Here is an 18,774-nt window from a genome sequence, read left to right on the forward strand (position 1 = left end):
CATTAAACCCGCTATTTCATCCTGAGCCACCAGGCCTTATTCGGCAAAGGCGGCGAGCTGCTCCAGGCGCAGGCGGGTTTTCTGCTCCCACTCGGCTTGTTTGGGGGCGTTGAGACCGTGGTTGCTTTCCTGATCGTAGCGGGCTTCGTCGCGCTGCCAGGCCAGGAAGGCCACTTTCGTGATGTTGTTGAAGGCCGGCTGCAGGTGCAGACAATCGAACTTGATGAGGCCCAGCTTCTGGCGCAACATCCGGGCGTGCACCTCCGTCAGGTCGAAATGCACCTGCTCGTGACGCAGCAGTGAAGGTGACGCCTGAGCCGCGTTGCGCACCCACGATTCGGAGGGCGCAAACGTGGCCTGCACCTTCCCCGAAAACTTGAAATCGAGGCAGCCAATGGTGGCGTCAATAGTGGATGAGGTGAGGGCCGCCAGCCGGTCGGTGTTGGGGCGGGCCCGGAAGTCGGCCCAGGTAAGCGGCCGGGTGGCGCTCCAGGTAATTTTGGGCGCCGGCGGGGTAACCTGGGCCGGCGCGGCCGGCACTAGCAGGCTTAGCAGCCAGAAAGGAGCAGTAAAGAGCATTTTTTTGAGCTTTTAGCTGGTTGCCATTCGCCGACAGCTTTCGTTTAGTGGGGGCTAACCGCTCGCTTAACGTACGGCCAGTGCTGGTTCGTTCATGGAGGCAGCATCGGCAGCGGCCAGCAGCGGGCGGCGGTAAAAGCGCAACAGCAACAACCCGGCCACCAGCGTCAGGCCGCTGAGCAGGCCCAGCCAGACACCTACCGCCCCCCATTGCAGCTTAAAGCCCAGCACATAGCCCAGCGGCAGCGCTATCACCCAATAGGCCAACAGCGCCACTACCGAGGGTACCTTCACGTCTTCGAGGCCCCGCAGCGCGCCCAGCCCAACCACCTGCAGGCCGTCGGAAATCTGGAAAGCGGCGGCAATCAGCAGCAGCGTGGCGGCCTGGGCCACCACGGCGGGGTCGTTGTTGTAATAGAACGGCAAATAGTTGCGCAGCAGCACCAGCACCAGCCCCATCAGTCCCATGAAGGTGAGGGTAATTAGGTAGGCCATCAGGCCTGCCTGCCGGGCCCGCACGCCATCGTGGGCCCCGAAAAACTTGCCCACCCGGATGGTAGCCGCCGCCCCGATGCCGCTGGCGGCCATGTAGGTGACCGAGGCCACGTTGATGGCAATCTGATGGGCCGCCAACTGGGTGGCCCCGAGCCAGCCAATCATGATGGCCGAAAAGCTGAACGCGCCCATTTCAAACGTCATCTGCACGCCAATGGGCGCCCCCAGGCCCAGCAGGCGGCGCAGGCCGGCCGTATCGGGCCGCAGGTTGGCGTGCGCTGCCAGGCGGTAGGGCTGCAGCCGCTTGGCCCGCAGCACGTACCAGGCCATCAGCGCGGCCATCAGCACGCGGGCCGCCAGCGTGGCCCAGGCAGCGCCCATCATGCCCATTTGGGGCATGCCCAGCTTACCGAACACAAGTCCGTAGCATAGCACGGCATTTACCACGTTGGTCTGTATCGAAAGCGACATGGCCTGGCGGGTGAGGCCCAGACCTTCGGCAAACTGCTTGAAGCCCTGGAAAATCATCAGCGGGAAAAACGACAGGAACAGCACCTTCACCCAGGGTGCCGCCAGCAGCACCACCGCCTCGGGCTGCCCCAGATGGGGCAGCAGCGCCGGCACCAGAAAGCCCAGCGCGGCCAGCACCAGACCGGCCACCGTGCTCAGCCACACGCCGTTCACGAGCAGGCGGCCGTTGGCGGCCACATCCTGGCGGCCATCGGCGGCGGCTACCAGCGGCGTAATGCCCATCGTCAGGCCCAGGCCCAGCACCATCACCACGGTACTCACGCTCACGGCCAACGACACGGCCGCCAGCGGAATTTTGCCCGTATGGCCCACCACCATGCTGTCCACCACGTTCACCATAACGTGGCCCAACTGGCTGAGCACCACCGGATAGGCCAGGCTGAGCGTGGGGTTGAGATGGGAGCGGAAGGTGGAGGGAATCATAGCCGGGCTGCAAAAGGACTCGCAAAGGTACGGCTTTGGGAAGGGTAGTGAGAGGGAAGAAGAACGTCATTCAGAGTGAAGCGAAGAATGACGTTCTTCTTCCCTCTCACCAACTCACTTTTACCTCAACACCGCTGCCATTCGTTCGCACGCCGTTGCCAAATCGGCCTCGGCAACGGCATAGGAGAGACGCGCAAAGCCGGGCGCGTGACAGCCGGTCCCGTCCACAACCTCTACGCCGGCCGTGCGCAGACGGCCCACCAGCTCGGCCGAGGCTGGGGCCGCCGGTAAGCCGGGGCTCAGGTAGGCCCGCAGGTCGGGGAAGGCGTAGTAGGTGCCCGCCGGCATGAGCGGTTGCCCGGAAGCCGGCAGGGACGCCAGAAAATCGCGCAGGTAGGTTCGGGTAGGCTGCAACTGTTCTATCAGGCGGCCGGCTACTTCGGCGGCGGCTTCGGTTACGGCCAGCGCCGCGGCCTGCAGGGGCGCGGGCACGGCCGCCCCGGTGGCGTGCTGGTGGGCAGCGCAGGCCGCCGCAATAGGGGCCGGGGCCACCAGGTAGCCCAGCCCCCAGCCAATAAGGGCCAGCGACTTGCTGAACCCATTCACCACCAGGTGCCGGTCGTGCGGATCAGGAAAATCGAGCAGCGAAACCGGCGGCTCGGGCTCGAAATAAATGAGGTCGTAAATCTCGTCGCTGAGCAGGTAAAGGTCGGGGAAATCAGCGGCTACCTGCAGCCAGCCGGCCAGCTCGGCGCGGTTGTAGCGGCGGCCGGTGGGGTTGCCGGGGTTGGTAAAGAGCAGCACCCGCGTGCGCTCCGACAGCGCCGCCCGCAGCTGTTCAGCTGGCAGGGCATAGTTATCGTCGGGGCTGAGTGGCAGGGTGCGGAGCGTGCCGCCAGCGCGGGCTACGAGCTCATCGAACCCAAACCAGCTGGGCGTGGGCAGCAGCACTTCGTCGCCGGGGCGGAGTACGGTTTTCAGCAGCGCAAACAGCGCCGCCTTGGCCCCGGGGGTGATGACCACGTTGGCCGGCCCCAACGGGGCAGCGTCAGCGGGGCGGGGCCGGCGGCCAGCGCCGCCCGCAACGCCTCAGAACCGGCGGCGGGCAGCACCGTCAGCGGGGAAGTTTGAAAAGCGCGGGCAGCCGCATTAACAGCTTCGGGAGGCACCGCAAAGTTGCCGTAGCCCGAAGCCAAAGAAATAGGAGTGTTCATTAGAAGGAAGACGAATGGGGGCCGGAGAGGCGTTGTAGCGCGAAAACCCAAATGGACTTTCGCACTACAAGCTAAACGTCTTTCCGCAGCAGCACGTCGGCGAAGTAGTCCTGCTCATCGGTGAAGAACTCCGCCACCTGCAGGCCCGCTTCCTGCGCAATACCCTCGATGGAGGGCCGGGTGAATTTGAAAGAGTTTTCGGTATGGATCATCTCCCAGGCCCTGAAATCGACCGACCAGCTGGGTTCGGCAAAATGCACGGTTTGAGCGCGGGTACTGGCCAGAAATGAGCGTACGGCCCCGGTAAGTGGGTTGTAATCGGTGTAGTGCTGCCAGTGCGCGAGGTCGAAATCAGCCCCCAGCTCCCGGTTGATGCGGTGCAGCAGGTTGTAGTTGAAGGCGGCCGTTACGCCCTGGCTGTCGTCGTAGGCCGCCCGAATCACGCGCGGGTCTTTCTGCAGGTCGAAGCCGATGAGCAGCCGGTCGTCGGAGGTGAGCGGGCCGGCGAGGCGCTGCAGAAACTGCTGGCGTTCCTCGGGGCTGAAGTTGCCGATGTTGGAGCCCAGGAACAGCACCGCCTTGCGGCCCGGCCGGGCCGCCATCAGGCCCAGCGCATCGGCGTAATCGGCCACCACAGGCTCCACGCGCAAAGAGGGCAGCTCGGCCTGCAGGCTGCGGGCCAGCCCGTCCAGTGCCGCCGCCGAAATATCGACCGGTACATAGGTGAAGTCGGCTCCTTCTTCCAGCAGCTCGCGCAGCAGAATCTTGGTTTTTAGCCCGTCGCCGGCCCCCAGCTCCAGCAGAAAAAACGGCTCGGCCGGATTATGGGGGCGCAGGGCCCGCGCAATGGCCGCGCGGTGGCGGCTAAGCAGCGCAAACTCGGTGCGGGTAGGGTAGTACTCCGGCAGGCCCATAATCTGCTGGAAAAGCCGGCTGCCCTCATCGTCGTAGAAATACATCGACGAAAGTGCTTTGAATGGCCGGTTAAGCCCCTCCCGCACATGGTCGCGCAAGAGTAGGTTAGGGTCGGCAATAGTGGTGGTGGACGGAGCCACTTCGGTGGCCGAAACAGTAGTATCGTAGGGCATAGAGGGTTGTTTTTTTAAAGCTGTTAGCTTCCGTTCCTTCAGCTAACAGCTAACAGCTAACAGCTAACAGCTCTAACAGCTAACAGCTAACTTAGCTCAGCGGGCCAGGCGGATGCCGGTGAACTGCCAGCGTTTGTCGGCGTGGAAAAAGTTGCGGTAAGTGAGGCGGATATGGCTTTCGGGCGTGGCGCAGGAGCCGCCGCGCAGCACCAGCTGGTTCAGCATGAACTTGCCGTTGTACTCGCCCAGCGCGCCGGCCGCCTTTTGGTAGCCGGGGTAGGGGTGGTAGGCCGAGTAAGTCCACTCCCAGGCGTCGCCGAGCAGCTGGTGGCACTGGTCGGGGGCGGCGTTGGGCGGCAGGGGCTGCGGGTCGAATAAGCTGCTTTCCAGAAAGGTGCCGGCCGCCGGGTCGGGGCCGAACTGGCGGGCCGCAATTTCCCACTCCTGCTCGGTGGGCAGGCGGCAGCCCCGCCACTGGGCATAGGCATCGGCCTCATAAAAACTCACGTGCGTAACCGGCGCGGCCGGGTTTACGGGCTGCAGGCCATGGTGGGTGAAGCGCAGCCACTGCCCGTCGCGCTCCAGCCAGTAAAGCGGGGCCTGCCAGGCCTGCTGCTGCACCAAATCCCAGCCTTCGCCCAGCCAGTAGCGGAAATCCTGGTAGCCGCCAGCCGCCATGAATTCCAGGTACTCGGCGTTGGTAACCAGCCGGTTCTGCAGCTCGAAATCGGCCACATAAGTATCGTGCGGAGCCAACTCGTTGTCAAAGCAGAACCCTTCGCCCTCGAAGCCGATGCAGTGCACGCCGCCTGCTACCGGTAGCCAGGTGGCTTTGGGGGCGGCCGAAGAAATAGCAGGTGCCAGTTTCCCCGCTATATACGCCGGGGCCAGCGGGCTGGTGCTGAGGATGTATTTGATGTCGGTGGCCAGTAGCTCCTGGTGCTGCTGCTCGTGCTGAAGGCCCAGTTCGAGCACCTCCCAGAACGCCGGCGGCAGTGTATCGGCCTGCTGGGCCAGCAGCTGCTGCATGGCCGCATCCACGGCCTGGCGGTAGGCATATACGTCGGCCAGGGCCGGGCGCGAGAGGGTGCCGCGGTCGGCCCGGTTTACGCGCGAACCCAGCGAGTTGTAATAAGAGTTGAACAGGAAGGCGTAGTCGGGGTGGAAAACCTGGTAGCCGGGCTGGTACTCGCGCAGCAGAAACGTTTCCCAGAACCAGGTGGTGTGCGCCAGGTGCCATTTGGGCGGGCTCACATCGAGCATGGGCTGCACGACAGTGTCTTCGGGCAGCAGGGGCCGGCACAGGGCCACCGACTGCGCCCGCACGGCCGCGAACCGGTTGGCGGGGGTGAGGCGGCCGGCCGGCTGCAGCGCTGGGAGAAGAGTGGGAGCGAGGGAAACGGGCATAAGCAGGAACGGGTTGGGGACAGAAGCTATAGCTAAACGCTAAACCGGCCGAGTGGTTTATAACGGGTTAAAGCCGATAACCACCATCCGGGTTTACCGAAGCTCATGCGTAGTTATACGGATCAGCTCATCCGTAGAAAGCGGTATTTTACTGTTTTACCTTGGTAAATCCCCCTAACAAAAGGACAAAAGATTCTTATTGAGCGTAGAAGCTAAACAACTCCGTGGGCTCATTTTCTCATCAGCCGCCTTTGGGAATTCTGCTTCCCTCGCCATCTACTCATCCTTTCTTTCTGGAAATATGAATACCAACCGCACTACCAGCCCCGCCGCTCCTACTGCAACTGCCAAAGCTGCCGGCACCAAAGCTACTCTTGATAAAGCCGTAACCAAGCGCCCCCGCGGCTTTGCCGCTATGGACTCTGCCACCCAGCGCCGCATTGCCAGCGAAGGCGGCCGCGCTTCGCACCAGAGCGGCCGGGGCCACCGCTTCACCTCCGAAGAAGCCCGCGCTGCCGGCCGCAAGGGTGGCCAAGCCATCCGTAGCACCGCTGCCAAGAGCAAAGCCGACTAATAGCCGGACCGCAAATCCGGCCATCAACGCCAACGCCGCCTTCCGTCCGGTTCATCCGGGCCGAAGGCGGCGTTGGCGTTGATGGCCGGGTTGTATATTGCCCAAAATCCGCCGCCGTGGGCCGCTTTTTGCTTATTCTGCCATGCTTCAGCTTCGCTCCGTTAGCCGCGCCCTGCGCTTCAACTTTCCGGCCCGCACATCTCGCGGGGCCCTCACCGAGCACTTGGCCCACTACCTGCTGCTCTTCGATACGGCCGCGCCTGAGCATGCCGGCTGGGGCGAAGCTGCCCCACTGGCCGGCCTCAGTCCCGACTACGGCCCCGATTTCGCGACCACGCTCGAAGGGTTTGTGCGCGAGTTCAACCACCGCCAGCTGCGCGAACTGCTGCCCCAAGAAGCCGCCGAATTGGTCGGCCCCGAGTGGCCGGCTCTGCGCTTTGCTCTTGAAACGGCTGCCCTCGATTACCAGCATGGCGCCCGCCGCCAGCTCTACAACAATGCCTTCAGCCGGGGCGAGACCGGCCTGCCCATCAACGGGCTGGTATGGATGGGCGACGCCGCCTTTATGCACGAGCAAATTGAGGCCAAGCTGGCGGCGGGCTTCGACTGCCTGAAACTCAAAATCGGCGGTCTCGATTTCGCCACCGAGCTGCGCATTCTGGCCGACATCCGGGCGCAGGCCGGCCCCGACCGCCTTACGTTGCGCGTAGACGCTAATGGGGCTTTCGCGCCGGCCGAAGCGTTGGGCAAGCTCGAACAGTTGGCGCGCTTCGGGCTTCACTCCATCGAGCAGCCCATCGCCGCCGGGCAGTGGGCGGCGCTGGCCGAGGTGTGCCGCCACTCGCCCGTACCAGTGGCCCTGGATGAAGAGCTGATTGGCCTGACTGAGCCGGCGCGGCAGCCCGAGCTGCTGGAACAGGTGCAGCCGGCTTACCTTGTACTTAAGCCCACGCTGCTGGGCGGGCTGGCCGCCAGCCAGCACTGGGCCGCGCTGGCCGACCGCCACAGTATCGGGTGGTGGCTAACTTCGGCCCTTGAGTCGAATGTGGGCCTGAACGCCATCAGCCAGCTGGCCGGCACGGTGGCCCTGCCCGGATTCCCGCAGGGACTGGGTACGGGCCAGCTCTACCACAACAACCTGGTGGCTCCGCTCAGCATTGAGGGAGGTAAATTGCACTACGACCCGGCCGTGCCTGGGAAGCGCCGGGGTAGCGGCGGGTGGCAGCCCTGCGGTTGCGCTTCATGTGTAATTTTAAGTACCTTACTCGGGAAGTTTATTCCTTGTATGCCGCTGCGACTCGGGGCCTTATTGCGTGCGTGCCACCAGCGCCGGCCGTGGCGGCTGCGTTGGTGGCTGCTGCTGTTGCTGGGGCTTGCCGGCCCTGTTGTTTCAAGCCGCGGGCAGATAACCGAGCCCGTGTTTCGGCTGCTGCGGCCGCGGGCCCGGCAGGCCAAGGTGCCCTTCGCCCTCCAGCGCAACCTGATTGTGGTGGAAGCACGGCTTAATGGACAGGGGCCGTACAATTTTCTGCTCGATACGGGCCTGGCCAGCTCGCTCATTACCGATCCGGCCGTGGGGCGCGAACTGAACTTGGCCACTACCGACCGGTTTCTGGTGTCGGGTGCCGGCGAAGAAAGTGCGCTGGAAGCTTTCCGGGTGCCGGCTGTGGCTGTGCAGCTCTCGGGGCAGGTGGGCGCCTCCCGCGCTTCGTTTCTAATGCTTTCCGAAGACGTGCTGAATATTTCGGGCTACGTGGGAATGCCCGTACACGGTCTGCTGGGCGCCGATGTGTTCCGCCACCTGGTAGTGCAGGTTGATACCGAGCAGCAAATGCTGGTGTTCCGCGACCCGGCCCGCTACCGGGCCCCGCGCGGCCGCCGCTGGGCCCGTCTGCCGCTTGAGTTCGACGGGGCTAAAGCCTTTCTGAACCTGCCCGTGCAGCTTTCCGACTCGCTGCAACTGCCCCTGCGGCTGGTGCTCGATACCGGTGCCGGCCATGCGCTGTCGCTCGAAACCACCTCCGACCCGCGCCTGCGCGTGCCCCCGGCCCGTTTGCGTACCCAGCTTGGGCGCGGCCTCAATGGTAATATCAATGGCTTCCTGGGCCGGGTACAGGCCCTGCAGCTGGGCCGCTACCGCATCAGCAACCTGCTCACGTCTTACCCCGATTCGGCCGATGTAGCCGGGCGGGCCGAAACGTTTCGCAACGGCAACCTGGGCTTCGAGCTGCTCAAGCGCTTCACTACTATCATCGACTACCCGCACAACCAGCTGCTGCTGAAGCCAAACAGCCTGTTCCGCGACCCATTTGAACACGACATGTGTGGGTTCGATTTGCTGGCTTTTGGGCCCGGATTCCAGCGCTACCGATTGTTGCGGATAGAGCCGGGCGGCCCCGCCGAACAGGCCGGACTGAAAGTAAACGACGAAATTATATCCATCAACCTGATTCCGGCAGAGTTCTTTTCGCTCACCGACATCAGCCGGATGCTGCACTCGGCCGATGGCCGCCAGTTGCTGTTTGTCGTGCGCCGTGCCGGCACCGACGAGCTGCAAACCGCCCGCGTGCGCCTGACCCGCCGGATTTAGGCTCCGCCGCCAGCTCGCCGGAGCCGGACGGCCTTGTTTTGCGAAACGCCGGGCCAGCGCGCAACTCGGAGGCGGCTAAAATCAGTACATTGGAAGCCCGACCGTCTTCCCGCCCTTTATGACGAACCCCGCCGCCGCGACTCCTGCCGGGCCGCCGCCGGCCATTGTGGCCAATCAGCACATCTACTCCGATTATTTCGACGAGCAGTTCGTCGAAACGCTCGACCATAATATTATGCAGCTGCTCGACCGGGTGTGGTTTCGCTCCGAGCTGGTGGGTTTCGACGACTACCCCCAGCGCAACCGCCCCGACCGGCCCCTGCTGTTTGCCTCCAACCACTCGGGCATGGCTTTTCCGTGGGATGCCATGGTGGCCCTGGCGCACCTGTGGCGCTACCTGCCCGACCTGCGCGACCTGCCCCGGCCCCTGTCGGCGCCCATGCTCTCGCAATCGATTTTGATGAATCCGTTTCTGGTGAAAGACTTCTGGAAGCGGGCCGGCTGCGTGGATGCCACGACGCTCAATTTCGAGACGATGATGTACTACAACGACCACAACCTGATGCTGTATCCCGAGGGCGTGCCGGGCATCGGCAAGGGGTTCAACAACAAGTACCGGCTCCAACGGCTGGCCACTAGCATTGTGCGTCTGGGCATCGAGCACCGCACCGATATCATCCCGTTCTACACCATCAACGGCGAGTACCTCAACCCGCACACCTACAGCTGGGAGTGGGTGAACCGGCTGAGCAAGAAAATCGGGATTCCGTTTATTCCGGTGGGGCCGGTGCTGCTGCTGGTGCTGCTGCAGCCCTGGTTTTTCTACATGGCGTTTCCGGCCAAGCTCACCTTTGTGCTGGGCACCCGCGTGAAGCCCTACGAAATGACCGATAAGGACCCCGCCGACCTCACCCGTGACGATTACCGGGCCATTTCGGAGCAGCTGCGCACGCGCATGCAAACCGAGCTGGACGCCGCCGTGGCCAAGTACGGGCAGCAGCCCTACCGCTGGGGCGAGCTGTGGCAGCGCGTTAAAACCAACTGGCGCTACTTCCCGTTTTTCCTGCCGTGGGCCTGGCCCGCGCTGTACCAGGAGTTTGAGCGCCAGTATATCCGCGCCGGCCGTCGCCACTTCGACCTCGACCTGCGCACGCCCGGGGCCTACTGGCGCATGCTCTGGCGCAACCCCTTCACGCTGGCCTTCTTCATTCCGTTGCTGGGCTGGATTCCCATCGCCATCCGCGGCTACCGAAACCACCGGATTAAGAACAAGTAAGAATTGCTTTTGAAGCCCTGAGTTCCCGCCTCAATCCTCCTCACCCGGAAGTAAGAAAGAAGGATAAAAAGGATGCCGTTTGATGGAGGACGAGAATCCCCAATCCCTAATTCTTAGTTCGTAACTCAAAAAAAATGGCCTCGCCCCAACATGCCATACTCCAACAGTTTCTAGTGGCGGCCACGGGGCCGCTGGCCGAGCGGCGGCCCCGGCTGCCCGCCATGCGCCTGTTTGCCGAGCTGCTGGCCTTCGGGCAGTTTGCCCCTTGGGATGTATTTGTGGAAGATGCCGACGTGGAGGGCATCCCGGCCGAGTGGGTGCGCCCGGCCGACGCGGCTACGGGCCGGGTGCTGCTCTACCTGCACGGCGGTGGCTACGTGCTGGGCTCGCTCAACACCCACCGGGCCCTGGTGGGCCGGCTGGCCCAGAAATGCGGCGTGACGGCGCTGGCCATTAACTACCGCAAAGCCCCCGAGTACCCGTTTCCGGCCGCCCTCGAAGATTCGCTGACCGCTTATTACTGGCTGCTGAACCAGGGCTACGCGCCCGCCGACATTATGGTGGCCGGCGACTCGGCCGGGGGCGGGCTGGCCTTGGCGGTGCTGCTGGCCCTGCGCGACGCCGACGAGCCGCTGCCCGCCGCCGCTATCGGCCTTTCGCCCTGGACCGACCTGCAACTGCCCGTCGGTACGCTGCGCAGCGTGTGCCACCACGAAAGCCTGCTGCTGGAGGCGCTCGAAATCCGAAACTGGGGCCCGCTCTACGCCGCCGAAACATCGCTAAGCAACCCCCTCATTTCGCCGGCCCGCGCCGAGCTGCACGGGCTGCCGCCGCTGCTGCTGCAGGTGTCCGATGCCGAAGTGCTGAGCGACGATGTGCGCCGCTTTGCCGAAAAGGCCCGCGCGGCCGGCACGCCCGTAACGCTGCAGATTTTTGATGGGCTGGTGCATTGGTGGCACCTGTTCTGGCGCTTCGTGCCCGAAGCCGATATAGCCCTCGACCGGGTGGCCGATTTCACGCGGCAAATATGGGCCGAAACAGCCGCCGCTCCGGCTGCCAGCACCGTTCCGGCGCGGCAAGCAGCCTGAAAATGAGCTGTATCGAGAGAAATAATGCAGATTGCAGCTCAACTATATAGCAGCTATTTCGTAGGTTTGTAGAAAATAGTAGGCTTGCATACTATTTTCCCGCCTGATGCCCGCCAGACAGTAGTTTTCACTGATTTTCTTCACTTTCCACTCACTCAATCCCAACTTATCATGGAAGATTTGTTCAAGAAGTTTGTAAACGCCGGTGTGGGCTTCGTTTCGCTGACCAACGACCGGGTGCAGAAGACCATTGATTCGTTGGTGAAGGAAAGCAAGCTCTCGGAGAAGGAAGGTGCCAAAATCATGGACGACCTTAAGAAAAATACCGATGCCAAGCGCAAAGAGCTGGAAAAGCAGGCCCAGAGCCTGGCTTCCAAAATGCTGAAAACTGTTGGCGTTGCGCCGAATTCGGAGTTGGAGGAGCTCAAGCGCAGCACCAAAGCCGGCGGAAAGTCGGCTACGGGCAGCACCGCCGCTTCGGGCAGCAAGAAAGCCGCGCCTTCGAAAGCCGGTAGTGCCGCCAAAGGAGCAGTGGCCAGCGCGACCAGCAAAGCCGCCAGCACCGTGAAGAAGGCCGCCGATAAAACCAGCGCTGCCGCCGGTAAAACTCAGAAATCGGCCGCCGGCTCGGCCGGAGCGGCCAAGAAAGCCGAGAACAAAGCCGACGACAACAAGTCGTAAGCATTTAAGCTTAGCTGAAGTGACGTAAAAACCCCGTCCGTGTTTCGCGGGTGGGGTTTTTTGTGGGATAGGGGCGGGGCTTGTCCCCGCCCGCCTCCCGTTGATAACACCTGCTTTTTGTCCAGTAGTCTGGTTCGACGGCGGGCAGGGGCAAGCCTCGCCCCTACGCTCTACTTTCGCCGTAACTTGCCTCGGTATGTTCAAGAACACTATCTCCAATCTTTCGCGCATCCGGCAGGTGGCCGAAGTGCTGATTCGCTACGGCTTTGAGGATGTGGTAACGAGCACGGCCCTGCGGCGGCTGGTGCCCCAGAGCCGGCGGCGCTCGTGGCTGGAGGGCGAGCAGGCGGTGTTCGAGACAACCCGCTGGGAGCGAATCCGGATGATTATCGAGGAGCTGGGCCCCACCTTCATCAAGCTGGCCCAGGCCCTGAGCAACCGCGCCGACTTGCTGCCCCAGCCGCTGATTGACGAGTTTGAGAAGCTGCAAAGCAACGTGCCGCCCTTCCCGGTGGCCGAAGCCCGCGCCATTATTGAGCGCGAACTGGGCCGGCCGCTGGAGGAGGTGTTCACGGAGTTTGAGGAGGTGCCGCTGGGCTCGGCCAGCATTGGGCAGGTACACGGCGCCCGGCTGCTGACGGGCGAGAAAGTGGTAGTGAAGGTGCAGCGCCCCGGCGTGCAGGAAAAGGTGCGCACCGACCTGAGCCTACTGCACGAGCTGGTGCGCCTGACGGCTGGTTTCCTCAAAAAGCAGGGCCTGAGCAACCCCCAGGACATTGTGGACGCCTTCGAGCGGAGTATGACCAAGGAGCTGGACTACACCTCCGAGGCCCGCAGCATGGAGCAGTTCCGGCTGTTGTATGAAGACTATGCTACCTTCTACATTCCCAAGCCCTACCGCGAGCTGAGCACCAGCCACATATTGGTGATTGAGTATGTAAGCGGCTGCAAGATTACCGACAAACCCCAGTTGCTGGAATGGGGGCTAAGCCCCGAAAAGGTGGCCGAAGTGGGTATGGACGTATATCTGACTCAGATTTTTGAGTTCGGGGCCTTCCACGCCGACCCGCATCCCGGCAACGTGCTGGTGCGCCCCGATGGTACGCTGGTGCTCATCGATTTTGGCATGGTGGGCCGCCTGACCAAGCAGCAGAAGTACGCCTTCGCGGGCGTATTCATCGGCATGGCCCGGCAGGATGCGCGCAGCATGGCTCTCAACTTCCGCCGCCTGGCCCTGACTTCGGAAATACCCGATATGCGGGCTTTTGAGGCCGACCTGAGCCAGCTGATCGAGGATTTCGCCTCGCTCGATGTGAAGGAGATGAGTATGTCGGATTTGGCCGACTCGCTGCAGGACGTGATTTACCGCTACAAGCTGCAGGTGCCGGGCGCGGTGTTCCTGATTTTGCGGGCTCTGGTTATTCTGGAGGGCATCGGCAAGGTGCTACACCCGCGCTTCAACACCTTCGAATTCGTGCGGCCCTACGGCGCCAAAATTATTGCCGAGCAGTACTCGCGCGAAAACATCCAGAACGAGGCCCTCTATACCGGTACCCAGCTGCTGGCCCTGCTGCAAACGCTGCCCACCGATGTGCGGCAAATCGTGCGCAAAATCTCGCGCGGCGACCTGCGGCTGCGCGTGGAACTTAGTGGCTACCAGCTGCTCATGGCCAAAGCCGACGATTTGGTGGGGCGCGGCATTCTGGCGGCCGTTACGGTGGCCATCATCCTGTTTGCGGGCCTGAGCTTGTTGGGCAACTACTCGGCGGAAATGCCCTATTACCGCGGGCTGCCCGCCATAACCTGGTGGGCGCTGGCCGGGGCCGCGCTGCTGCTGCTGATTCTATTGCTGCTGGGCACCCGCCGGCCCCGCCGCCGCAAGCCACAGTAGGCTACAGAGCGCGGGTCTTATTGTCGGAAAAAGATGTAAGCCGCCCGCAGGCCCCAGATGTGCAGGTTGCTCGGTAAAATTTGCTGATAAACGGCGCTCAGCTGTATCTCCTGCCTGCCTGCCAGCGGCAGCACCACTCCCGCCGAAGCCCCCACGTGCGGGTTCAGGCCACCGGAGTTACGGTAGCTCGCTTCCGCAACGGTCAGGCCATCCGCCACGGGCCGCTGCCGGACCCGGCCCGTGGAGCGCAGCCTATGGTTGAGGCCCAACTCAGCGACCATGAGGTTAGCTTTGTTAACATGCCAGGCATCGAGTACGGCTGCGCCTCGATAACCCGCGCACGGGCTTCAGGAACCGCTTTTACCGAGGATACTCCATCAAACACCATTTTACCCGGGAAAAAAGCTACTCCAATTCGGGCATCTGTAAACCTACGGAACAGCACCGATTCTGCTTTTATCAACGAGCTGTTCGTCATCAATTTCGGGCAGGATTTCTACCTGCGTAACTTCGGTTGGGGCGGGGATACCTTTTTAACTTCTATGCCAGCTACTACGTGGGCGACTTTATCCTCAATCGTAACGATGAGCAGCAAACAGCTTTATCCCCAACCTCAACCTGGGTCTGGGCGTGGAGTCGGTCAAAGTCCGTCACGTTCTGCTTGACAACGACGAGGTCAGCTCCTTTATCCTGCTCGAAAAGCGCCGCCGTGACCTGCGGGGCCTGTTGTACCAAGCCTCGTTCAGCTTCGTGTTTTAGTAGCTTGCATAAGGTGCTGGAATCTGTTTAGGGCCGAACGAGTGATAAAGGCCGCTCACTCAATTTCTTGCAGCAGCTCTTCCTGCTTGGTACGGTCGTAGCCAAAAACACGCAGGCCCAGCACATTGCCCAGAAAGCAACCGAGTCGCAGGGCTTGCGAGTAGTGTGGAGTTTTGAGTAGTTCGAGGGCCAGCTTCTGGCCGGGTACTGACAAAAGCACTAAATAGCTGCTTTCAGGACTGTATTCCAGCGTTCCACCGTCGGTATGGTGGCCGCTCAGGCTCGAATATTGACGATCATGATCCGTTCGATGGTAGGCAGCGGATGCCAGCTGTTGAGTGAAACCCCTAATATGTAATTGGCAAAGCGGTAGCGGTGGCTGGCCGTGTCGATGGTTAGCTCGTACCGCCACCCAGCTTCTACTAAACCTAATGCCAGGGCCAGTAACCCAAAAATGAATTCGTGGTAGTAGAAGCACAAGATTGCCACCGCAGCCAGCAGCGTGGCTCTCAAATAACTAGTGCCTCTGAGGAGGAGGCGGTGGATGTGTTTATCTGAAGGTTGGGGCCGTAAGGGCATGAGTAGCCGGATGGTTGTCGGAATATTTTTCGAGCGGAAGATAACCTCAAAATAGCCTCTAGCCGTATGACTTTATAGTTGGCCCGGCTACTATTCCAGTATTGGGTCGATTCGATTTATTCATTGATTATTTCCCCGCTCCATGTCCGATTCCAAGAAGACCACTGACCAGAACGACGATAAAGTATATTCGACCAAAACCGGTAGCACCGCTACCGAACTGACCGGAGCCACCAAGGTAATGACTACCGCCGCCGACGGCGAAACCGACGCCAGCGCCCCCATCAGCGACCAGGTGGACGAAAAAGCCATCCGCCAGGATGCCAAGGACGACCAGAACAAGAAGTAAGTCCGGCCCCACGGCCCGCTAAAGCAAAGCCCCCGTACGGAACTGTGCGGGGGCTTTGCGTTGATAGTAACTGTGCCGTGAAACAGAGTTGAGAGGTACAACTGGCGCGAGCTTTATTTCAGGTCCATATCCTCAATAATGTGCTGGATTTTCTCATCGGCAAGGCGGGTGGCCAGGTCGAAGTCCACGGCCGAGGCCAGGGGCTGCTTCACGCTGAAGTAGAACTTGATTTTGGGCTCGGTGCCGCTGGGGCGGGCCGAAATCTTGCTGCCGTCCTCCAGAATAAACTGGAGCACGTTGGAGCTTTCGAGGCCGGTTTCGGTTTCGAGGCCAGTGCGCAGGTCCTTGATTTTGCCGGTTTTGAAGTCGCGCATTTCCACTACCGGCTGGCCGGCCAGCGTGGCGGGCGGGTTGGCCCGCAGCTCGCGCATCATCTCCTGGATTTCCTCGGCCCCGCGCTGGCCTTTTTTGGTGATGGAAATCAGATGCTCCTTGTAGAAGCCGTAGCGCAGGTACATGGCCACCATTTCCTCATACAGCGTGTGGCCCTGATCTTTGGCTACGGCGGCCATTTCGGCCAGCAGCGCGCAGGCTGAAATAGCGTCTTTGTCGCGCACGAAGTCGCCGAGCATGTAGCCGTAGCTTTCCTCGCCGCCGCCCACGTAGGTTTCCTGGCCTTCCAGCTCGCGGATGATGCCGGCAATGTACTTGAAGCCCGTTAGCGTGCGGTAGGCCTTCACGCCCTGGTAGCGGGCAATGTCGCCGAGCACCTCGCTCGTGACAATAGTGTAGACGATGAAGTCCTTATCGGTGGCTTTACCGGCTTGGCGGCGGGCCGAGAGCACGTAGTGTGTGAGCAGGGCAGCTGTCTGGTTGCCGTTGACGAGCACCCACTCGCCGGCCGGGTTTTTCAGGGCGATGCCCACGCGGTCGGAGTCGGGGTCGGTGGCCAGCACGATGTCGGCGTCGAGGGCTTTTGCTTCGTCGAGGGCCAGCTGCATGGCCGCCTGCTCCTCGGGGTTGGGCGACTGCACGGTGGGGAAGTTGCCGTCGGGCGTAGCCTGGGCGGCCACAATGTGCACGTTATCGAACCCGAGCTGGGCCAGGGCCGGCGGCACCATGGTAATGCCGGTGCCGTGGATGGGAGTGTACACGATTTTCAGGTCGTGCTGGCGCCGGATGGCGTCGGGGTTGATGCTCAGACCCTTCACCCGGGCCAGATAGGCCGCATCGAGCTCGGCCCCGATGAGGTGAATGCGGCTTGGCTCGGGCTGGAACTTCACCTCCCGCACCGAGCTGATGGCTTCGACTTCGCGGATGATATTCTGGTCGTGCGGTGCTACCACCTGCGAGCCGTCGGTCCAGTACACCTTGAAGCCGTTGTACTCCTTGGGGTTGTGCGAGGCCGTAACCACGCAGCCGCTCTGGCAGCCAAGCTCGCGGATGGCAAACGAAAGTTCGGGCGTGGGCCGCAGGCTCTCAAACAGGAACACCGTAATGCCGTTGGCCGAGAAAATATCGGCCGCGATGCGCGCAAACTCGGGACTGTTGTGGCGCGAGTCGTGGGCCACCGCCACCCGTATTTCCTGGCTCGGAAACGACTGCAGCAGGTAGTTGCACAGGCCCTGGGTGGCCATGCCCAGCGTGTAACGGTTCATGCGGTTCGAGCCCGCGCCCATCACACCCCGCAGCCCGCCGGTACCGAATTCCAGGTTGCGGTAAAAGGCGTCGGACAGCTGGTCGTCCTGGTTATTGGCCAGCAGCTGCCGAATTTCGGCCTGGGTATCGGCATCATAATCGTCGGTCAGCCAGCCGTTTATTTTGGTTTGCAGGTCGTCGGAAAGCGGCATTGGTTTAGTGCTTAGTTGTTGGTGCGTAATGCTTAGGTCAGGCAGCCGGTTTGGTGCTTCGGGCTTGGTTGATAGCGCTTCGGTCGGTTGGTCGGATTGATACTTAAACGACGAGCGAAGCAGCGACAGGGGTAAAGGGAGTGCCAGGCCGCTAATGTATAGTGCTTAGATTAATGACCGAACAGCATGTTCAATCATCAACCTAAGCACTACTCACTAACAGCTAAGCACTAAAACTATAGATTGCCCCGCAGCCCCTGCTCGCGCTCAATGGCTTCGAAGAGCGCCTTGAAGTTGCCTTTGCCGAAGCTCTTGGCCCCTTTGCGCTGGATGATTTCGTAGAACACGGTGGGGCGGTCCTCCACCGGCTTGGTGAAAATCTGGAGCAGGTAGCCTTCCTCGTCGCGGTCGATGAGCAGGTTCAGGGCACGGACGCTGTCGAGGTCCTCGTCGATGTGGCCCACGCGCTCCAGTAGGTTGTCGTAGTAGCTGGCCGGTACGTTGAGAAACTCCACGCCGCGGCGGCGCAGCTCCGTTACCGTGGTCCGAATATCGTCGGTGAGCAGGGCCATGTGCTGCACGCCGGGACCGTGGTAGAAGTCGAGATACTCCTCAATCTGGCTCTTCTTCTTGCCTTCGGCGGGCTCATTGATGGGGAATTTCACGAAGCCGTTGCCGTTGCTGACCACCTTGCTCATCAGGGCCGAATACTCGGTTGAGATGTCGTCGTCGTCAAACGTAATGAGTAGCTTGAAGCCCAGCACGTCCTCGTAGAACTTCACCCACTGGTTCATCTCGCCCCAGCCCACGTTGCCCACGCAATGGTCGACCACCTGCAGGCCCACCGGGTTGCCCTGCGGTACGGCGCTGGTGCGGGCCACGAAGCCCGGCAGAAATGGCCCGGTGTAGTTGCTGCGCTCCACGAAAGTGTGGATGGTTTCGCCGTAGGTATAGATGCCGGCCAGCGTGACCGAGCCGTTTTCGTCCTCAATGGTATAAGGCTCAAAAGCCACTTTGGCGCCGCGCTTGGTGGTTTCCTCGAACGATTTGCGGGCGTCGTCCACCCACAGGGCCATCACCTTCACGCCGTCGCCGTGCTGGGCTACGTGGCGGGTAATGTCGGAGTCGGGGAGGAGGGAAGTGGTGAGCACCAGGCGGATTTTGTTCTGCTGCAGCACGTAGCTGGCCCGGTCGCGCACGCCGGTTTCGGGGCCAGCGTAGGCCACCAGCTCGAAGCCGAATGCGGCCTGGTAGAAGTAGGCCGACTGCTTGGCATTACCGACGTAGAACTCAAGGTAATCGGTGCCGTTGAGGGGCAGGAAGTCGGCGGCCGGATGGGCCTGCACGGCTGGGGAAGTCATGGTTTGCATAGGGTGGGTAGTTTAGCGGGGAATTCGTTG

At 61.8% G+C, this 18,774-nt stretch carries 19 protein-coding genes; 8 read left to right on the top strand and 11 right to left on the bottom strand.

Annotated elements, in window-relative coordinates; translation table 11 throughout:
* Nucleotides 1-36: 36 nt before the first annotated feature.
* The 6 genes from D0N36_RS15155 to egtB form a co-directional block, all read right to left on the bottom strand.
* Complete coding sequence (locus D0N36_RS15155) at nucleotides 37-579, bottom strand: DUF922 domain-containing protein (protein WP_116942691.1); 543 nt, start codon at nucleotides 577-579, stop codon at nucleotides 37-39.
* A 66-nt stretch (nucleotides 580-645) separates the two neighbouring features.
* Complete coding sequence (locus tag D0N36_RS15160; RefSeq protein ID WP_116942692.1) at nucleotides 646-2,028, bottom strand: MATE family efflux transporter; 1,383 nt, start codon at nucleotides 2,026-2,028, stop codon at nucleotides 646-648.
* 120 nt (nucleotides 2,029-2,148) lie between these two features.
* Nucleotides 2,149-3,051: a pyridoxal phosphate-dependent aminotransferase gene (locus D0N36_RS15165; protein ID WP_190242703.1), complete on the bottom strand. Its 903-nt coding sequence runs from the start codon at nucleotides 3,049-3,051 to the stop codon at nucleotides 2,149-2,151.
* Entirely contained in the window at nucleotides 3,006-3,242 is a 237-nt protein-coding gene (locus D0N36_RS15170; RefSeq protein ID WP_190242704.1) for a hypothetical protein, read from the bottom strand. The genes D0N36_RS15165 and D0N36_RS15170 overlap by 46 nt, the downstream gene beginning before the upstream one ends.
* 71 nt (nucleotides 3,243-3,313) lie before the next feature.
* Nucleotides 3,314-4,330 carry an L-histidine N(alpha)-methyltransferase gene (egtD, locus tag D0N36_RS15175; protein WP_116942694.1) on the bottom strand — a complete coding sequence of 339 codons (1,017 nt, stop codon included), beginning with the start codon at nucleotides 4,328-4,330 and terminating at the stop codon, nucleotides 3,314-3,316.
* A 96-nt stretch (nucleotides 4,331-4,426) separates the two neighbouring features.
* Nucleotides 4,427-5,737: an ergothioneine biosynthesis protein EgtB gene (egtB, locus tag D0N36_RS15180; RefSeq protein WP_262895328.1), complete on the bottom strand. Its 1,311-nt coding sequence runs from the start codon at nucleotides 5,735-5,737 to the stop codon at nucleotides 4,427-4,429.
* 301 nt (nucleotides 5,738-6,038) lie between these two features.
* On the opposite strand from egtB, the gene D0N36_RS15185 reads away from it, so the two are divergent.
* From D0N36_RS15185 to D0N36_RS15210, 6 genes are all read left to right on the top strand, one after another.
* On the top strand, nucleotides 6,039-6,311 hold the full coding sequence (locus tag D0N36_RS15185; RefSeq protein ID WP_116942695.1) for a KGG domain-containing protein: 273 nt from the start codon (nucleotides 6,039-6,041) through the stop codon (nucleotides 6,309-6,311).
* A gap of 142 nt (nucleotides 6,312-6,453) precedes the next feature.
* Nucleotides 6,454-8,901 (top strand): enolase C-terminal domain-like protein, encoded by a 2,448-nt coding sequence (locus D0N36_RS20140; RefSeq protein WP_116942696.1) that lies wholly within the window; start codon nucleotides 6,454-6,456, stop codon nucleotides 8,899-8,901.
* A gap of 118 nt (nucleotides 8,902-9,019) precedes the next feature.
* Nucleotides 9,020-10,177 carry a lysophospholipid acyltransferase family protein gene (locus D0N36_RS15195; protein ID WP_242478942.1) on the top strand — a complete coding sequence of 386 codons (1,158 nt, stop codon included), beginning with the start codon at nucleotides 9,020-9,022 and terminating at the stop codon, nucleotides 10,175-10,177.
* 134 nt (nucleotides 10,178-10,311) lie between these two features.
* A complete protein-coding gene (locus D0N36_RS15200; protein ID WP_116942697.1) occupies nucleotides 10,312-11,265 on the top strand; it encodes an alpha/beta hydrolase in 954 nt (317 codons plus the stop codon).
* 171 nt (nucleotides 11,266-11,436) lie between these two features.
* Entirely contained in the window at nucleotides 11,437-11,946 is a 510-nt protein-coding gene (locus D0N36_RS15205; RefSeq protein ID WP_116942698.1) for a phasin family protein, read from the top strand.
* A 196-nt stretch (nucleotides 11,947-12,142) separates the two neighbouring features.
* A complete protein-coding gene (locus D0N36_RS15210) occupies nucleotides 12,143-13,837 on the top strand; it encodes an ABC1 kinase family protein (protein ID WP_116942699.1) in 1,695 nt (564 codons plus the stop codon).
* Between the two features lie 17 nt (nucleotides 13,838-13,854).
* Here the strand turns inward: D0N36_RS15210 and D0N36_RS15215 are convergent, their stop codons facing one another.
* Entirely contained in the window at nucleotides 13,855-14,118 is a 264-nt protein-coding gene (locus D0N36_RS15215) for a hypothetical protein (RefSeq protein WP_116942700.1), read from the bottom strand.
* A gap of 349 nt (nucleotides 14,119-14,467) precedes the next feature.
* Between D0N36_RS15215 and D0N36_RS20000 the strand changes: the two genes are divergently transcribed.
* A complete protein-coding gene (locus tag D0N36_RS20000) occupies nucleotides 14,468-14,596 on the top strand; it encodes a hypothetical protein (protein ID WP_262895329.1) in 129 nt (42 codons plus the stop codon).
* A 55-nt stretch (nucleotides 14,597-14,651) separates the two neighbouring features.
* Here D0N36_RS20000 and D0N36_RS15220 read toward each other — a convergent pair whose 3' ends face one another.
* Entirely contained in the window at nucleotides 14,652-14,810 is a 159-nt protein-coding gene (locus D0N36_RS15220; protein ID WP_190242705.1) for a hypothetical protein, read from the bottom strand.
* 62 nt (nucleotides 14,811-14,872) lie between these two features.
* Nucleotides 14,873-15,109: a hypothetical protein gene (locus tag D0N36_RS15225; RefSeq protein ID WP_147320933.1), complete on the bottom strand. Its 237-nt coding sequence runs from the start codon at nucleotides 15,107-15,109 to the stop codon at nucleotides 14,873-14,875.
* A gap of 208 nt (nucleotides 15,110-15,317) precedes the next feature.
* Between D0N36_RS15225 and D0N36_RS15230 the strand changes: the two genes are divergently transcribed.
* Entirely contained in the window at nucleotides 15,318-15,524 is a 207-nt protein-coding gene (locus D0N36_RS15230; RefSeq protein ID WP_116942702.1) for a hypothetical protein, read from the top strand.
* Nucleotides 15,525-15,637: 113 nt separating this feature from the next.
* Here the strand turns inward: D0N36_RS15230 and D0N36_RS15235 are convergent, their stop codons facing one another.
* Together D0N36_RS15235 and hppD are read right to left on the bottom strand one after the other, a co-directional pair.
* Complete coding sequence (locus D0N36_RS15235) at nucleotides 15,638-17,374, bottom strand: phospho-sugar mutase (RefSeq protein WP_116942703.1); 1,737 nt, start codon at nucleotides 17,372-17,374, stop codon at nucleotides 15,638-15,640.
* A gap of 236 nt (nucleotides 17,375-17,610) precedes the next feature.
* Nucleotides 17,611-18,744: a 4-hydroxyphenylpyruvate dioxygenase gene (hppD, locus tag D0N36_RS15240; protein WP_190242706.1), complete on the bottom strand. Its 1,134-nt coding sequence runs from the start codon at nucleotides 18,742-18,744 to the stop codon at nucleotides 17,611-17,613.
* Nucleotides 18,745-18,774 lie beyond the last annotated feature (30 nt).

This window comes from Hymenobacter lapidiphilus, from assembly GCF_003417065.2.
GTDB lineage: Bacteria > Bacteroidota > Bacteroidia > Cytophagales > Hymenobacteraceae > Hymenobacter.

Excerpts from the sequence above, each read along its gene's own strand:
- D0N36_RS15155 (WP_116942691.1), bottom strand. The coding sequence starts at position 579 with ATGCTCTTTACTGCTCCTTTCTGGCTGCTAAGCCTGCTAGTGCCGGCC.
- D0N36_RS15160 (WP_116942692.1), bottom strand. The coding sequence starts at position 2,028 with ATGATTCCCTCCACCTTCCGCTCCCATCTCAACCCCACGCTCAGCCTG.
- D0N36_RS15170 (WP_190242704.1), bottom strand. The coding sequence starts at position 3,242 with ATGAACACTCCTATTTCTTTGGCTTCGGGCTACGGCAACTTTGCGGTG.
- egtD (WP_116942694.1), bottom strand. The coding sequence starts at position 4,330 with ATGCCCTACGATACTACTGTTTCGGCCACCGAAGTGGCTCCGTCCACC.
- egtB (WP_262895328.1), bottom strand. The coding sequence starts at position 5,737 with ATGCCCGTTTCCCTCGCTCCCACTCTTCTCCCAGCGCTGCAGCCGGCC.
- D0N36_RS15185 (WP_116942695.1), top strand. The coding sequence starts at position 6,039 with ATGAATACCAACCGCACTACCAGCCCCGCCGCTCCTACTGCAACTGCC.
- D0N36_RS20140 (WP_116942696.1), top strand. The coding sequence starts at position 6,454 with ATGCTTCAGCTTCGCTCCGTTAGCCGCGCCCTGCGCTTCAACTTTCCG.
- D0N36_RS15195 (WP_242478942.1), top strand. The coding sequence starts at position 9,020 with ATGACGAACCCCGCCGCCGCGACTCCTGCCGGGCCGCCGCCGGCCATT.
- D0N36_RS15200 (WP_116942697.1), top strand. The coding sequence starts at position 10,312 with ATGGCCTCGCCCCAACATGCCATACTCCAACAGTTTCTAGTGGCGGCC.
- D0N36_RS15205 (WP_116942698.1), top strand. The coding sequence starts at position 11,437 with ATGGAAGATTTGTTCAAGAAGTTTGTAAACGCCGGTGTGGGCTTCGTT.
- D0N36_RS15210 (WP_116942699.1), top strand. The coding sequence starts at position 12,143 with ATGTTCAAGAACACTATCTCCAATCTTTCGCGCATCCGGCAGGTGGCC.
- D0N36_RS15215 (WP_116942700.1), bottom strand. The coding sequence starts at position 14,118 with ATGGTCGCTGAGTTGGGCCTCAACCATAGGCTGCGCTCCACGGGCCGG.
- D0N36_RS15230 (WP_116942702.1), top strand. The coding sequence starts at position 15,318 with ATGTCCGATTCCAAGAAGACCACTGACCAGAACGACGATAAAGTATAT.
- D0N36_RS15235 (WP_116942703.1), bottom strand. The coding sequence starts at position 17,374 with ATGCCGCTTTCCGACGACCTGCAAACCAAAATAAACGGCTGGCTGACC.
- hppD (WP_190242706.1), bottom strand. The coding sequence starts at position 18,744 with ATGCAAACCATGACTTCCCCAGCCGTGCAGGCCCATCCGGCCGCCGAC.